Genomic DNA, 13,996 nt, shown 5'->3' on the forward strand with positions numbered 1-13,996 from the left:
AGGGTAAACCGTTCCGCTGTCCGCAGACCCGCACGCAGGCGGGACCACGCGCGCAAGAGTGCTGTGCGCATGTTCGTCTCCATTCAAAAATGTCAGAAGCTCAGTTGATGAATTGAGCTAAAAATGCTCTGTTTTCCGGAGAAAAACCAATGAAACCTTCGGCAATTGACATAAAGAGAACTTATCCATGAAAATGTCGCGCCAGTTCCCGCTGAACGCCCTGCGGGTGTTCGAAGCCGCCGCAAGGCATCTCAGTTTCACCAAGGCCGGTGAGGAACTGGGCATGACGCAGACGGCGGTGAGCTATCAGGTGAAACTGCTGGAAGAGAATATCGGCGAGCCGCTCTTCATCAGAAGGGCGCGGCAGGTTTCGCTGACCGAGGCCGGGCAGAAACTCGCGCCGAAAGTCGCCGAAGCTTTCAATACGTTACAGGAGGCCGTAGATAGTGTGCGTGACACGCCTGACGCCACCTTGACCATCCATTCCACGGCCACCTTTGCTTCGCGCTGGCTCTCGCGGCATCTGGGAGCTTTCCAGCTCGAACATCCTTCCATCGCCGTGCGGTTGGAAACGTCGGGGACATTGATCGATTTTTCCCAATCCGATTGCGATGTCGCCATTCGCTGGAGCAAAGATAACGGCAAAGGGCTTATCTATCATCAATTGCTGCGCGGCGTTTATACGCCGATGCTGCATCCGAGCCTTGCCGAAAGCATCGGCGGATTGCACAAACCGGAAGACCTGCTGCGCCTGCGCATCATCGATCCCGGCGATATCTGGTGGAGCCAATGGTTCCAGGAAGTCGGCGTCGAAAATCCCGGCCTAAATCGTTATCCTCGCAGCCGCCTCAATGTACAGGCCTTCGAAGCCGCCGCCGCGATCGCCAGCCAAGGGGTGGCCATGCTCACCCCTGAACTCTATGCCGATGAGATTGCCCTCGGCCGCCTTTACCAGCCCTTCGAACACCTCAGCAGCGAAGGTAAGAACTATTGGCTGGTTTACCCCGAAAACCGCAGGAACATCCGCAAGATCAAACTGTTTCGCGACTGGATATTGAAGCGGATCGAAGAAAGCCATCCGCAGCAACCGCCTCAAAACCCCATGTCCGGCGCGTAAAAACAGCGCGGCGTATCCTCATCCGGAAACAGGCAGAGATGATATTCGCCATCTTCGGATCGTCTTGCCTCGCGCTGCGACCAGTTGAAGACGTGGCGTCGCGTGACCATGCGGTGATCGCCGGGCGCGAGCGAGACCTCGTAACCGTCGGACGTGACACGAACACTGCGCGTGGGGATCATCTGGCAGTCGCCGGTTTCGGCGTCGCCATTGCAGCAATAGCTTTCATATTTAAACCCCTTGTGGGATTCATGGGCAAGCGCGGTGGCGCTGAACGCCAGAGATAGGAAGAGGACCGTCAGAACAAGGCGCATCGGCATGGTCTCCGTTGAAACAACGGCGGCAGCCGGAAGATCATTGCGTCCCTTTATTCAAATTTCACATCAACACTTACCCGGACACAACGGCGCCGGGAACTGCGATACCTGCCCCCTGATCTGCCCCCACCCAGGGTTCGCAGCGCCCGCTTCCGGAAGAACCGCCAGCGAAACATGTCATGGAAGCCCTGCGTATCGCGCATAAAACCGGAATGGATTTCCGGCAAGACGCCCTACAGGACTCCGCAGCCTTATATTTTAGCACATCAGCAGACTGCACAAAGGATAATAGCTGAGTCGCGTTAGCCAGCTAAGCACAAACGATGCGACAGGAATGAGCTAGTGCAACTTTACCGGGCCAACCCACGCTAAAGGATACAACAAACTGATATTGCAGACACAAGAGCATCGGATTGTGAACAATCGCGCGCCAAGCTTTGCTTTCCCCTTCCCTAAAGGCCAAATTTCTCGCAAGGTGCGCTGCACAAGGATCAGGGGAACCGCATGTACGAATACGCCATTGCGTGGGAATGGATGGCCTTTGCCGTCCGCTGGCTCCACGTCATCACCGCCATCGCCTGGATCGGCTCATCCTTTTATTTCATCGCGCTCGATCTCGGGCTGGTCAAACGCCCGGATATGCCGCCGGGTGCCTATGGCGAGGAATGGCAGGTGCATGGCGGCGGCTTTTACCACATTCAGAAATATCTGGTCGCCCCTGCCCGCATGCCCGAGCACCTGACATGGTTCAAATGGGAAAGCTACGTCACCTGGCTTTCCGGCTTCGCCATGCTCTGCATCGTTTATTATGGCGGCGCCGATCTCTTCCTCATCGATCATTCGGTGCTGGCGCTCACCCAGTTCCAGGCCATCGGCCTGTCGCTTGCATCGCTGGCCATTGGCTGGCTGTTTTATGATTTCCTCTGCAAATCGCCGCTCGGCAACAATACCTGGGGCCTGATGGTCGTGCTCTATGTCGCGCTGGTGGCGATGGCCTGGGGTTATACGCAGGTCTTCACCGGCCGCGCCGCGTTCCTGCATCTCGGCGCGTTTACCGCCACCATCATGTCGGCGAATGTGTTCTTCATCATCATCCCCAACCAGAAGATCGTCGTCGCTGACCTGATCGCCGGGCGCACGCCGGACCCGAAATATGGCCGCATCGCCAAGCAGCGCTCGCTACACAACAACTATCTGACGTTGCCCGTCATCTTCTTCATGCTGTCGAACCATTATCCGCTGGCTTTCGCGACTGAGTTCAACTGGATCATCGCAGCGCTGGTGTTCCTGATGGGCGTCACCATCCGCCACTGGTTCAACACCACCCACGCCCGCAAGGGCAAGCCGACTTGGACCTGGCTCGCGACCGCGCTCATCTTCATCGTCATCATGTGGCTTTCCACCGTGCCGAAGGTGCTGACCGGCGAAGAAGAGCAGAAGGCCGCCACCCTCTCCCCCATGCAACAGCAATTCGTCAGCGACGCCCATTTTGCCAAGGCGCGTGATGTGGTTCAGGGCCGCTGTTCCATGTGCCATGCGGCCGAACCGGTGTGGGAAGGCGTGCCCTTCACACCGAAATCGGTGAAGCTCGAAACCGACGAACAGATCGCCGCCCATGCGCGCGAAATCTATTTGCAAGCCGGCCGCAGCCATGCCATGCCTCCCGGCAACATCACCGCCATCACCCCGGATGAGCGCAAGCTGCTGACCGCATGGTATGAAAGTGCGGTTTCCGGGGCTGGAAAAGCCGAAGGAAAAACCGAATGAGCATGGTTCTGCTGCGTGGCCGTCTGCTGAGCTTCCGCCGCGCGCCGCTCGCAATCGACGATACGCAAAGCTATGTCTATATCGAAGACGGTGGCCTGCTGATCGAAGACGGCAGGATCGCTGCCATTGGCGACTATGCCGATATCCGCAAGCAAGCCCCCGAAAACGTCGAGGAAAAGGACCACCGCCCGCATCTCATCGTGCCCGGCCTCATCGACATGCACCTGCATTTCCCGCAGATGCAGGTCATCGGCTCCTATGCCGCCAATCTCTTGGAATGGCTGAACACCTATACCTTCCCGGAAGAATGCCGTTTCGTCGAAACTGCCCACGCCCAGCGCATCGCCACGCATTTTTACGACGAGCTTCTGCGCCACGGCACCACCACCGCCGTTGCCTATTGCTCCGTGCACAAGACCTCCGCCGACGCCTTTTTTGCTGAGGCCCTGAAGCGCGGCATGCTGATGGTCGGCGGCAAGGTGATGATGGACCGCAACGCCCCGCAGGGCTTGCTGGACACGCCGGAAACTTCCTATGACGAGACCCGGGCCGTCATCGCCGACTGGCACGGCAAGGGTCGCAACCACGTCGCCATCACCCCCCGCTTCGCCATTACATCCACGCCGAAGCAGATGGAAGCCGCCCAGGCGCTGGCGCAGGAATTCCCCGATCTGTTCATCCAGACGCATCTTTCCGAAAATCTGGATGAGATCAAATATACCTGCGAGCTTTACCCTGAGGCGACCGACTATACGGATATCTATGTGCGCTACGGCCTGATGGGCGAAAAGACCCTGCTCGGCCACGCCATCCACCTCTCTGACCGCGAGGCAGATGTACTCTCGGAAACCGGCGCGGTCGCCGTACATTGCCCCACCTCGAACCTCTTCATCGGCTCCGGCCTGTTCCCGATGAAAAAGCTGCAACGGCGCGAAAAGCCTGTTCGTATCGCGGTTGCCACCGATATCGGCGGCGGATCGAGCTATTCCATGCTGCGCACCATGGACGAGGCCTACAAGATCCAGCAATTGCTGGGCGAACGTCTCAACCCGCTGGAAAGCTGGTATCTGATGACGCGAGGCAACGCCGAAGCCCTCTCCATGGTCGATCGCATCGGCACGCTGGAGGCCGGCACGGACGCCGACATCACCGTACTGAACGCCTCCTCGACACCCGCCATGGCGCTGAAGATGGAAGTGGTGAAAAGCCTGACGGAAGAACTTTTCCTGATGCTGACCATGGGCGACGACCGCACCGTCGTCGAAACCTACGTGGCCGGTAAGGCGATGAAAAGCACGCTTGCATAGTTCGGCTTGGGCCGAAACATCCGGTCACGATCTCGCTTAAACCAATATCTATGGAGCGAGCGGATACCCCTTGTTTCTTCTCCCCGCCGGGGAGAAGTCCGCGGCAGCGGGATGAGGGGGCAACGTCGGCGATATTCGGAGAGCTTGCCCCCTCATCCGACCCTTCGGGCCACCTTCTCCCCGGCGGGGAGAAGAAACCGTGCCGCACCCGCTCGCTTCATATGACTGGCTGGCGTCACCGGCCGAAATGCGAATGACCTCTGGAGTGCCCCATGCCGGATCTAGACCCAACCACCCTGCTCATGATCCTCGCGACCTTCATCGTTGCCGGCATCGTCAAGGGGGTGACCGGCATGGGACTGCCCACCGTCGCCATGGGCGTGCTCGGCCTCTTCATGCCGCCGGTCATCGCCGCCGGCCTGCTCATCCTGCCCTCCTTCATCACAAATATCTGGCAATTGCTGGCTGGGCCTGATTTCCGGGCCATCGTGAAGCGGCTGTGGCCGATGATGATAGCCATTGTGCTTGGCACCCTCATCGGCATCCGGCTGATGACGGCGGGCACCGGCGTCTGGACCACCTCGGCGCTCGGCCTGTGCCTTGCGGTTTACGCGACGTATAGCCTGCTTGCCAGACCGGTCTCGTTTCCGGCAAGACTGGAACCAAAACTCTCACCCGTCATGGGGCTGGCGACGGGCCTTCTGACCGGCGGCACCGGAATTTTCGTCGTGCCCGCCGTCCCCTATATTCAGTCACTCGGATTTAACCGCGACGATCTCGTGCAGGCGCTCGGCCTTTCCTTCACCGTTTCAACCATTGCACTGGCTACCGGGCTTGCCTCGCAGAATGCCTTTCACGTCGAGCATCTGTCACTTTCCGCGCTGGCCGTCCTGCCGGCCCTTGCCGGCATGTGGCTCGGTCAGAAGGTTCGGCGCATCGTCAGCCCGGCGACGTTCCGGCGTTGGTTTCTCATCTGCCTGCTTCTGCTCGGCTGCGAACTGTTCCTGCGCGCATTTTGGTAACAGTACGGCGACGATTTTGATGTCGCCACCACGCCATCCATGCTATGTGAAGCCTTCATTCAAATGTGAAGGCTTTATCCATGGGCAAAATCCTGACCATAGCGGACCTGAAGCAACAGGCTCAGCGCCGTGTGCCGAAAATGTTTTTCGACTACGCCGACAGCGGCGCATGGACGGAAGGCACCTACCGCGCCAATGAGGAGGATTTTTCCAAGATAAAGCTGCGCCAGCGCGTGCTGGTCGACATGACCGACCGGTCGCTTGCCACCGAAATGATCGGTGAGAAGGTTTCGATGCCAGTGGCTCTTTCCCCCACCGGCCTGACCGGCATGCAGCACGCCGATGGCGAGATGCTGGCGGCACAAGCAGCCGAAGAATTCGGCGTACCCTTCACGCTTTCCACCATGAGCATCTGCTCCATCGAGGATGTCGCCTCGGTCACGTCGAAACCCTTCTGGTTCCAGCTCTATGTGATGAAGGACCGCGACTTCGTCAACAATCTGATCGACCGGGCGAAGGCCGCCGGGTGCTCGGCACTGGTGCTGACGCTCGATCTGCAAATTCTCGGCCAGCGCCACAAGGATCTGCGCAACGGCCTCTCGGCCCCGCCAAAATTCACCCCGAAACACATCTGGCAGATGGCGACCCGGCCGAAATGGTGCCTGGACATGGCGCGCACCAAGCGGCGCAGCTTCGGCAACATCGTCGGCCACGCCAAAAACGTCTCCGACCTCTCCTCGCTCTCCTCCTGGACGGCGGAACAGTTCGATCCGCGCCTGTCGTGGAAAGACGTCGAATGGATCAAGCAGCGTTGGGGCGGCAAGCTTATCCTCAAGGGCATCCTTGACGAGGAGGATGCGCGCGCCTCGCTCGATACCGGCGCCGACGCCATCATCGTTTCCAACCATGGCGGCCGCCAGCTTGATGGCGCGCATTCCTCCATCGCCATGCTACCGAAGATCGTCGACGCCGTCGGTGACAGGGTCGAGGTGCATATGGATGGCGGCGTCCGCTCCGGTCAGGATGTGCTGAAAGCCGTGGCGCTCGGCGCCAAAGGCACCTATATCGGCCGCCCCTTCCTCTATGGCCTCGGCGCCGATGGCAAGCGGGGCGTAACCACGGCGCTGGAGATCATCCGCAAGGAGATGGATGTCAGCATGGCGCTTTGCGGCAAGCGGCTGATTACGGATGTGGATCGCAGCATTCTGGCGTGATGGTGATAACTCAGAGCCAGTGTCTCAGAACGCCCCGTCGTACTTTGCCTCCCTCATCCCTGTGCTCCTCACAGGGAGCCAGCCCAAGTCCTTGGGCCGAAAGGACTCTCCCCGTCGCGCAGACGCGCGCCGGCTGGATTCCTGTGACGGGCGCAGGAATGAGGAAGGGTGCAGGGGTGCCGTTAATGCCCCACCGTCTTCGAAAAAACATTCACAATCACCACCCCCGTCACGATAAACCCGAGGCCGATGACGGCGGCGATATCCAGCGTCTGGCGGAAAACGAAATAACCGATCCCGGAAATCAGCACGATGCCAAGCCCGCTCCAGATCGCATAGGCCACGCCGACCGGCATGGCCCGCAGTGTGAACGACAGCAGATAAAAGGCCGCACCGTAAAACAGCGCCATCAGCACCGTCGGCAAAAACCGGGAAAATTGCTGCGACTGTTGCAGAAAGGAGGTCGCGATGACTTCGCAGACGATGGCGGCGACGAGCGCTCCATAGGTCAAGACAGCTGCATTCATCACCCTGCATCCTTCTTCGTCTGCGCGATCATGCGCGCTCTGAGAGCCGCCCTGTCGCCACCTGCCCTGCCATCATCGGCCAGAAGATCGGCGAACCAGATGCCGTCAGCGGCAAGCCGCACCAGCTCCAGTACCACCCCATTATCCGTTTCCTTATGACGGGCAAGCCGCCCCTCGATCCAGCTGTTCCACATGCGTCGAAGCGACGGTTCACCGACCATGGAAACCGAAATCGCGGCCCACTGTTTCCCCGAATCCCTGCCCCGATCCGAGAAAACTGCATTCACATAGGCCCTCGTGAAGCGTCCGAAAGCTTCACAATCCTGTGAGAGGAGGTCATCGATTTCACAGTCCAGAGCCGCCAGAAGGTCCGCCATGACCGCTTCCAGCAGCGCCTGCTTGGATGGGAAATGATGGAACAACCCGCCTTTCGTCACCCCGGCCGCGTCCGCAACCGCCTGCACCGAGAGCGCCGCAACACCCTGTTCAGCAGCAAGTCTGGCCGCGCAATCGAGAAGATTGCGGCGCACGAGTTCGGGTTGCTTCTTGCGTTCATATGCATTTGTCATGACACAAAACATACCGGATGGTTGGTTTCTTTTCAAGGAAATAGCAGGGCCGCCCGCCAGCTTGAAATTCATACTTAATTAAGCATGAAAGCGATCTCTAAAGTTTTAGCGGTTTTGTTGCCGGAAAGTGTCAGTAAAACTTCGCCCATCGCGGCGATCGAACAAAAGGGGTGAATTATGTCGGGAACGGTCAAACGGGGAATGGCGGGTGCATGGGTCTTCGCGCTCGCCTTCTTTTGCGCGATCCTCTCATTGCAGGCGTCGCCTGCGCAGGCGGGTTATGCCCATTTCATCATGGACGCCAATACCGGCAAGGTTCTGGCCGCTCGCAACGCCGATGTGCTCAACCACCCCGCATCGCTCACCAAGATGATGACGCTTTACATGACCTTCGAGGCCCTGCATTCCGGGAAACTGCGCTGGGACCAGAAGATAAAGATGTCAAAGAACGGCGCGTCGGTCATCCCCTCGAAGCTCTATGTACGCCAGGGCCAGACCTTCACCGTGCGCGAGGCCGTCTATGGCATGATCGTCAAATCCGCCAACGACATGGCGGAAGGCATGGGCGACCATCTCGGCGGCTCGGAGGCGCGCTTTGCCCAAATGATGACCCGCAAGGCCCGCCAGCTAGGCATGACGAAAACGGTGTTCCGCAACGCCTCCGGCCTGCCCAGCAAATCGCAGGTGACGACAGCGCGCGACATGGCGAAACTCGGCCTGGCGCTGCAGCGTGACTTTCCCAAGGAATACCGCCTCTTCGCCATGGAATCCTTCAGCTTTCGGGGAAAACGCATCCGCGGCCACAACAATCTGATGTATCGCTACAAGGGCATGGACGGCATCAAGACCGGTTACACCAATGCCTCCGGCTTCAACCTCGTCAGCGCCGTCAATCATAATGGCCGCCGTGTCGTTGGCGTCGTGCTAGGCGGCAAGACCGCCCGCAGCCGCGATGCCCAGATGGCCGCCCTTCTCGACAAGGCCGTGCCGCAGGCATCGAGAAGCCGCAATACCGAACAGCTCGTCGCCAGCGCGAGTGTCAGCCGTACCTTCGATGTGCCGCCCGCAGCCGTGCCGCTGCCCATGTTTGCCGAACGCCGCCGCGCAGATCCGGTCGCCATGCAGATCGCCACAGCGAACGATCAGGTGGCCGACATGATGCAGGTTTCAGCCATTCCGCGGCCGGCACCCGCTGCAGCCTCCGTCGGCCAGCGCAGCCGCTGGGAAGTGCAGATCGCCGCCACCGACAGCGAAGCCGCCGCCCGCTCGCTGCTCGCCAATGCCCGCTCCAACATCGCCAGAAACCATGCCGGGATCGCTCCCTATACCGAAGCGGTGCAAAGCGGATCGGCAACGCTTTACCGCGCCCGGTTCACCGGCTTCGAAGACCAGTCTTCGGCGGTTGCCGCCTGCAAGGCGCTGAAGGCGCAGTCCTATGCATGCGTGGTGATGACCAGTGAGGGGTGATCCTTACCGCTTCAGCCAGCCGTTCTCCAATGCATCAGCCAGATAGGGAATGCCGTTGACCCTCGCCATTTCCGACATGGCCAGATTGTCGTAGCGGATATTCCGGAAATAGACCTGCCAGCCGCGCCCGGTCTCTTCCAGCACGGCATAGGTGGCGAGCGCATGGCCCGCCTCGACATGATGATCGAAAGGCGTGTCGTCCTTCCAGCCGGGGCAACCGACGCTACCGGGATTGACGATCAACCGGCCGTTGGAAAGCTGTACCGCACGGGGAATATGCGTGTGCCCGCACAACATCAGCGGCTGGGAGATACCTTCCGCCCGCTCCTCTATTTCGGTCAGCGGCCGCAGTTTCAGCACGCCTTCCGGCGACAGCGTTTCCAGCCAGTAGTCGAGATCACCAAGCGGCGAGCCATGGCAGCAATAGGCGATATCCTTGAACACCATGCTGAAGGGTAAGGTTTGCAACCAGTCCAGATGGGCGGCGCTCAGCTGCGCATGCGCCGGTCTTTCCCAGCTTCCCATCTCCTCCGGCGCGCGCTCGATCAGTTCCCGGTCATGATTGCCGCGAATGCTGGGAATCCAGTTGCTAACAAGCACGTCGCCGGTAAAACCCGCTTCCAGCGGGCCGCTGAAACAATCGCCGAGATTGACGATGTCCTTGATGCCAAGACGGGCGATATCCTCCAGCACGGCTTCAAGTGCTGCGCAGTTTCCGTGAATATCGGCAATGGCGGCAAAGATCATGGCAATCAGCTTCCTCGATAGGTGGAATAGCTATAGGGCGAAAGCAGAAGCGGCACGTGGTAGTGGCCGCTCTCGTCGGCAATGCCGAAACGGATCGGGATAATGTCGAGAAAGGCCGGCTCCGCCAGCACCACGCCCTTGCCGCGCAGGTAATCGCCGGCATGGAAAACCAGCTCGTATTCGCCGGCCTTGAAACTGTCGCCGACGAGCAGCGGTCCCCCATCGACACGGCCGTCGCTATTGGTCTGCACCGTCTTCAGCTTTTCGCGGCGATCGCCGGAGAGCCGGTAAAGCTCGATCGTCAGCCCTTGCGCGGGCGTGCCATGGGCGGCATCGAGGACATGGGTGGTCAAACCGGTCATGGCTTGGGCTCCGCGATCATATAGGGCTCATCGAAAAAATACTCTTCCAGATTGTTACCCGGCCCATCGCGGTCGGCAACCAGAAAATCCGAAACCGCCTGCAACGGCATCAGCGGATAGTGCCAGACATTGCGGCGATAGTTCACGCCCTGATCGCCCCTCGCCAGAAACACCTGCGGCCGGCCGGGCCGGCCGCCATCGTCATCGGCGACGACCACGAGGAAAGGCCGGCCGGAGAGCGGCGAAAAACTCTGGCTGCCGAGCGGATGCCGCTCCATCATTTCAATCTCGTGCGGAAAGACCCGCGGCTGCCCGCGGAAAATATTGAGGATGACACGCGCACCCTCGCCCGCAGCCTCCGGCGCTGCAAGCGCATGGTGCCGCTCGGTCTGGCCGCCATTGATGTGCCGCATGGAAGAGGGTGTCGTTTCGATCACATCGCCAAAGGATGCGAAAGCCTCTTTGGTGAGAGGTTTTATGTCGAGAAAATCAGTCAAATGTCATTCACCTTGGGCATGCCAGTTTCGGAGAAGGGAGAGACGCGCCTGCAAATCCGGAATGCTCTGCGTTATCGTTTTCCAGACGACCGAGAGTTCCGCCCGGAAATAATCATGCACGATTAGATTGCGCATACCCTTCATCTTGATCCAGGGGATCTCCGGGTGCTGCTGTAAAAACGCGGGGTATTGCTTATCCAGCTTGGCGACCGCCTCGCCAATCACGGCAAGACCCATCATGACCGCCATCTGCGTCCGCGTGTCGGAAGAAAAAGCGGCCTCATCCATATCGTGAACGAAATCACGTATTCTGGAGGCGGCAACATCCATCTCCTTCAGATAGAGCAGAAGCCGATCCGTACTCATACCGCTTTGGCTTCCTTCAGAACCCGCGCCCGTATGTCCGAATGCAGGCCGCCTGAGGTGACGACGTCGACCTCCACACCAAGCAGCGCCTTCAATTCCTCCAGCAAGCCGCCAAGGTCGAACAATGTCGTGCCCGGCAGCGCATCCACCAGAATATCGAGGTCGCTGTCCGGCCGGTCCTCGCCGCGGGCGACGGAGCCGAACACGCGCGGGTTCGCCGCGTTGAAGCGTTTCGTCGCTTCGCGGATCGCTTCCCTGTTCTTTTCCAGCACCTCGGAAGGTCTCATGATCTTCATCTCCAGACGGCACGATTCTAGCAGAACGGCCACCGCTCGCCAATTCAGCCTTCCGGCAGCATCGAGGAAAGGCGCAGCCAGGCGATCTTCTCCACCTGCGCCATCGCCGTCTCAAATTCTTCGGCCGCGCCGTTGCCGATGCGCGTCTCGAAGGCGGAAAGAATATCGTGCCTGTTCAGCCCCTTGACCGCGATGATGAAGGGAAAGCCGAATTTTTTGGTATAGGCGCCGTTCAACGTGGTAAAGCGGGCGTGCTCTTCGGGGGTAAGCCGATCCAGCCCGGCGCCGGCCTGTTCGTTGCGGCTGTCGGCCGTCAACTCGCCCGCAATCGCCAGCTTGCCGGCCAGATCGGGATGCGCCCGCAATACGCCGAGCCTCTCCGCCTCCGAAGCCGCGCGAAACTGAGCGCTGAGCACGGCGTGAACAGCCTTGGCCGTTAGCTCCAAACCCGCTCCGCCGGCGTCATAGGCCCGTTCGGCTATGAAGGGCGAATGTTCGAACACGCCCCCGAATCGGGTGACAAAGTCCTCGCGCGTCACCATCAAAACACCTCCGGCCTGTGATGTTCATGCCAGTGACGGGCGATCTCGATGCGCTGCGGGATCCACACTTTCTCATGACCGAGCACATATTCGATGAAACGGCGAAGTGCCGCCGCGCGCCCGGGACGGCCGACAAGACGGCAATGCAGGCCGACGCTCATCATCTTCGGCGCGCCCTCGACACCTTCCTGATAAAGCACGTCGAATGCATCCTTCAGATAGGTGAAGAACTGGTCGCCGGAATTGAAGCCCTGCGGCGTGGCGAACCGCATATCGTTGGTTTCAAGCGTATAGGGAATGATGAGGAAAGGCTCTTCCTTCGGACCTTTCACCCAATAGGGCAGATCGTCGGCATAGGAATCCGACGAATAAAGGAAACCGCCCTCTTCCATGACGAGGCGCAGCGTATTGTCGGAAGGCTTACCCTGATACATGCCGTAAGGGCGCTCGCCGGTAACCTCCGTGTGCAGACGCACGGCCTCAACGATGTGCTTGCGCTCTTCCTCTTCGGAAAAATCCTTATATTCCAGCCAGCGATAACCATGGCTGGCGATTTCCCAACCCGCTTCCTTCATCGCCGCTACGGCCTCGGGGTTACGGGCCATGGCGGCGGTCACGCCGTAAACGGTGGTGGTGACGCCAAGCCCGGTGAACATGCGCCACAGCCGCCAGAAACCGGCGCGCGAGCCATATTCGTAGATCGATTCCATGTTCAGGTTGCGCTGGCCCGGCCACGGCTGCGCGCCGACGATTTCCGAAAGCAGCGATTCCGACGCCTTGTCATTGTCGAGAATGCAGCTCTCGCCGCCCTCCTCGTAATTGATGACGAATTGCACGGCGATGCGCGCGCCGCCCGGCCATTTCGGATCGGGAACATTGCGGCCATAGCCCACCAGATTACGGGAGTAATTTTCGGAAATCATTCAGCCACCCAGACCATCTCTCCCAAGGCGGAAACCGATTTCGGGAGACATAAAACAGACCTCCGAAGCGCGATGACCCGCAACGGGCACAACACACGCTTCAGATATGCGATATCCGAACGGTAGCATCCGCTTCCGGAATGTCGAGATCAATTTTGCTGACATTCCGATGCTTTTTTGTATACGATTGTGCCGTTGCGCTCTTCAGGCGATCTTTCGGGCGGAAACACGGCCCATGGGGTGAAGCGAGTGCACCCGGAAAGGCGCGCCCGGCTCATCCTCAATGAAAAGCGCAAGGCTGGAAAACTGCAGGGACCGGGTCAGCAGCGGCTCGAAAACCTTGCGCACGGCCCGCTCTATCCTCTGGCTGCTGGACGCTTCCACACCGCCGGTCAGCGACATCTGGAAACGGAACTCATCCATCACATGCGGACTACCCCAGCGATGCAGATTGGTGAGCTGCGAGGCCGACAGCCGGTCGGGATCCGCCCGCTCGATTTCCGCGTCGGAGAGCGGCGCCCGATAACGGTCGAATTCCTGCACCACGCGGGCGGCGAAAAAATGCAGCACTTCACAGGGACGCTCGGGAACGAGACTGAAGATATTCTCCTGTCTCGCCACCACAAGTTGCGGCAACATGAAGGGCTCATGCTTGCCGGAAAAATACATCAGGTCGCGCAAAAGCGCGGCCTCGGAATGGCCTTCGGCAAGGCGGAAGGGAGCCTTGATCGTGCCATGGAAACCATACCTGCGCGGCAGGGCCGTATGGTAGGAAATCTCCTGCATGCCGAGGTCGATCGTGCCGGGAGGTTCCACAGCCTGACCTGAATAGACATCGCGCCCCAACCACGCGGCCGCCGCCTGCGTCAGGGGGTCATTGGGGGAAGGCGTGAAATGAATGGCGTATCGCATGCACTGTCACCTCGCCGCAAATGCGGACAAACCGGCCTCTTTGC

At 59.7% G+C, this 13,996-nt stretch carries 17 protein-coding genes; 6 read left to right on the top strand and 11 right to left on the bottom strand.

Annotation, left to right across the window (positions count from 1 at the left end):
• The first annotated feature begins 187 nt into the window (after nucleotides 1–187).
• Nucleotides 188–1,117 carry a LysR substrate-binding domain-containing protein gene (locus tag O9X91_RS05725; RefSeq protein ID WP_142911775.1) on the top strand — a complete coding sequence of 310 codons (930 nt, stop codon included), beginning with the start codon at nucleotides 188–190 and terminating at the stop codon, nucleotides 1,115–1,117.
• On the opposite strand, the gene O9X91_RS05730 is transcribed toward O9X91_RS05725, so the two are convergent.
• Complete coding sequence (locus O9X91_RS05730) at nucleotides 1,093–1,431, bottom strand: hypothetical protein (protein ID WP_162520310.1); 339 nt, start codon at nucleotides 1,429–1,431, stop codon at nucleotides 1,093–1,095. The genes O9X91_RS05725 and O9X91_RS05730 overlap by 25 nt on opposite strands.
• A 507-nt stretch (nucleotides 1,432–1,938) precedes the next feature.
• Here O9X91_RS05730 and puuD point away from each other — a divergent pair.
• The 4 genes from puuD (at nucleotide 1,939) to O9X91_RS05750 (ending at nucleotide 6,744) form a co-directional block, all read left to right on the top strand.
• The gene (gene puuD, locus O9X91_RS05735) at nucleotides 1,939–3,201 is read left to right on the top strand and encodes a urate hydroxylase PuuD (protein WP_142911776.1); all 1,263 of its coding nucleotides are present in this window, start codon (nucleotides 1,939–1,941) and stop codon (nucleotides 3,199–3,201) included.
• Complete coding sequence (gene guaD, locus O9X91_RS05740; RefSeq protein WP_142911777.1) at nucleotides 3,198–4,508, top strand: guanine deaminase; 1,311 nt, start codon at nucleotides 3,198–3,200, stop codon at nucleotides 4,506–4,508. Before puuD ends, guaD begins: the two co-directional genes overlap by 4 nt.
• A 272-nt stretch (nucleotides 4,509–4,780) precedes the next feature.
• A complete protein-coding gene (locus O9X91_RS05745) occupies nucleotides 4,781–5,530 on the top strand; it encodes a sulfite exporter TauE/SafE family protein (RefSeq protein WP_269833983.1) in 750 nt (249 codons plus the stop codon).
• A gap of 80 nt (nucleotides 5,531–5,610) precedes the next feature.
• Nucleotides 5,611–6,744, top strand: coding sequence for an alpha-hydroxy acid oxidase (locus O9X91_RS05750; protein ID WP_162520311.1), 1,134 nt, complete (start codon nucleotides 5,611–5,613; stop codon nucleotides 6,742–6,744).
• Nucleotides 6,745–6,926: 182 nt separating this feature from the next.
• Here the strand turns inward: O9X91_RS05750 and O9X91_RS05755 are convergent, their stop codons facing one another.
• Nucleotides 6,927–7,271 (bottom strand): DMT family transporter, encoded by a 345-nt coding sequence (locus O9X91_RS05755; RefSeq protein ID WP_137410809.1) that lies wholly within the window; start codon nucleotides 7,269–7,271, stop codon nucleotides 6,927–6,929.
• The gene (locus O9X91_RS05760) at nucleotides 7,271–7,852 is read right to left on the bottom strand and encodes a TetR/AcrR family transcriptional regulator (RefSeq protein WP_269833982.1); all 582 of its coding nucleotides are present in this window, start codon (nucleotides 7,850–7,852) and stop codon (nucleotides 7,271–7,273) included. The genes O9X91_RS05755 and O9X91_RS05760 overlap by 1 nt, the downstream gene beginning before the upstream one ends.
• A gap of 189 nt (nucleotides 7,853–8,041) precedes the next feature.
• On the opposite strand from O9X91_RS05760, the gene O9X91_RS05765 reads away from it, so the two are divergent.
• The gene (locus O9X91_RS05765) at nucleotides 8,042–9,307 is read left to right on the top strand and encodes a D-alanyl-D-alanine carboxypeptidase (protein WP_162520319.1); all 1,266 of its coding nucleotides are present in this window, start codon (nucleotides 8,042–8,044) and stop codon (nucleotides 9,305–9,307) included.
• A gap of 3 nt (nucleotides 9,308–9,310) precedes the next feature.
• Here the strand turns inward: O9X91_RS05765 and O9X91_RS05770 are convergent, their stop codons facing one another.
• From O9X91_RS05770 to O9X91_RS05805, 8 genes are all read right to left on the bottom strand, one after another.
• On the bottom strand, nucleotides 9,311–10,054 hold the full coding sequence (locus tag O9X91_RS05770) for a metallophosphoesterase family protein (protein WP_077981508.1): 744 nt from the start codon (nucleotides 10,052–10,054) through the stop codon (nucleotides 9,311–9,313).
• Between the two features lie 5 nt (nucleotides 10,055–10,059).
• A complete protein-coding gene (gene uraH / locus O9X91_RS05775) occupies nucleotides 10,060–10,416 on the bottom strand; it encodes a hydroxyisourate hydrolase (RefSeq protein WP_077981507.1) in 357 nt (118 codons plus the stop codon).
• On the bottom strand, nucleotides 10,413–10,913 hold the full coding sequence (locus O9X91_RS05780; protein WP_077981506.1) for an ureidoglycolate lyase: 501 nt from the start codon (nucleotides 10,911–10,913) through the stop codon (nucleotides 10,413–10,415). The genes uraH and O9X91_RS05780 overlap by 4 nt, the downstream gene beginning before the upstream one ends.
• 3 nt (nucleotides 10,914–10,916) lie before the next feature.
• A complete protein-coding gene (locus O9X91_RS05785) occupies nucleotides 10,917–11,279 on the bottom strand; it encodes a HepT-like ribonuclease domain-containing protein (RefSeq protein ID WP_077981505.1) in 363 nt (120 codons plus the stop codon).
• The gene (locus O9X91_RS05790; RefSeq protein ID WP_035220685.1) at nucleotides 11,276–11,566 is read right to left on the bottom strand and encodes a nucleotidyltransferase family protein; all 291 of its coding nucleotides are present in this window, start codon (nucleotides 11,564–11,566) and stop codon (nucleotides 11,276–11,278) included. Before O9X91_RS05790 ends, O9X91_RS05785 begins: the two co-directional genes overlap by 4 nt.
• A gap of 53 nt (nucleotides 11,567–11,619) precedes the next feature.
• A complete protein-coding gene (gene uraD / locus O9X91_RS05795; protein ID WP_137410812.1) occupies nucleotides 11,620–12,117 on the bottom strand; it encodes a 2-oxo-4-hydroxy-4-carboxy-5-ureidoimidazoline decarboxylase in 498 nt (165 codons plus the stop codon).
• Nucleotides 12,117–13,040 (bottom strand): allantoinase PuuE, encoded by a 924-nt coding sequence (gene puuE / locus O9X91_RS05800; protein ID WP_077981503.1) that lies wholly within the window; start codon nucleotides 13,038–13,040, stop codon nucleotides 12,117–12,119. Before puuE ends, uraD begins: the two co-directional genes overlap by 1 nt.
• 204 nt (nucleotides 13,041–13,244) lie before the next feature.
• Nucleotides 13,245–13,952, bottom strand: a complete 708-nt coding sequence (locus O9X91_RS05805; protein WP_142911782.1) for a DUF1045 domain-containing protein — start codon at nucleotides 13,950–13,952, stop codon at nucleotides 13,245–13,247.
• Nucleotides 13,953–13,996 lie beyond the last annotated feature (44 nt).

This window comes from Agrobacterium salinitolerans, assembly GCF_027498475.1.
GTDB lineage: Bacteria > Pseudomonadota > Alphaproteobacteria > Rhizobiales > Rhizobiaceae > Agrobacterium > Agrobacterium salinitolerans.

Coding starts and splice junctions, on each gene's coding strand:
- O9X91_RS05770 (WP_077981508.1), bottom strand. CDS start 10,054: ATGATCTTTGCCGCCATTGCCGATATTCACGGAAACTGCGCAGCACTT.
- O9X91_RS05765 (WP_162520319.1), top strand. CDS start 8,042: ATGGCGGGTGCATGGGTCTTCGCGCTCGCCTTCTTTTGCGCGATCCTC.
- guaD (WP_142911777.1), top strand. CDS start 3,198: ATGAGCATGGTTCTGCTGCGTGGCCGTCTGCTGAGCTTCCGCCGCGCG.
- O9X91_RS05750 (WP_162520311.1), top strand. CDS start 5,611: ATGGGCAAAATCCTGACCATAGCGGACCTGAAGCAACAGGCTCAGCGC.
- O9X91_RS05745 (WP_269833983.1), top strand. CDS start 4,781: ATGCCGGATCTAGACCCAACCACCCTGCTCATGATCCTCGCGACCTTC.
- O9X91_RS05755 (WP_137410809.1), bottom strand. CDS start 7,271: ATGAATGCAGCTGTCTTGACCTATGGAGCGCTCGTCGCCGCCATCGTC.
- uraH (WP_077981507.1), bottom strand. CDS start 10,416: ATGACCGGTTTGACCACCCATGTCCTCGATGCCGCCCATGGCACGCCC.
- O9X91_RS05790 (WP_035220685.1), bottom strand. CDS start 11,566: ATGAGACCTTCCGAGGTGCTGGAAAAGAACAGGGAAGCGATCCGCGAA.
- uraD (WP_137410812.1), bottom strand. CDS start 12,117: ATGGTGACGCGCGAGGACTTTGTCACCCGATTCGGGGGCGTGTTCGAA.
- O9X91_RS05760 (WP_269833982.1), bottom strand. CDS start 7,852: ATGTTTTGTGTCATGACAAATGCATATGAACGCAAGAAGCAACCCGAA.
- O9X91_RS05730 (WP_162520310.1), bottom strand. CDS start 1,431: ATGCGCCTTGTTCTGACGGTCCTCTTCCTATCTCTGGCGTTCAGCGCC.
- O9X91_RS05725 (WP_142911775.1), top strand. CDS start 188: ATGAAAATGTCGCGCCAGTTCCCGCTGAACGCCCTGCGGGTGTTCGAA.
- puuE (WP_077981503.1), bottom strand. CDS start 13,040: ATGATTTCCGAAAATTACTCCCGTAATCTGGTGGGCTATGGCCGCAAT.
- O9X91_RS05785 (WP_077981505.1), bottom strand. CDS start 11,279: ATGAGTACGGATCGGCTTCTGCTCTATCTGAAGGAGATGGATGTTGCC.
- puuD (WP_142911776.1), top strand. CDS start 1,939: ATGTACGAATACGCCATTGCGTGGGAATGGATGGCCTTTGCCGTCCGC.
- O9X91_RS05805 (WP_142911782.1), bottom strand. CDS start 13,952: ATGCGATACGCCATTCATTTCACGCCTTCCCCCAATGACCCCCTGACG.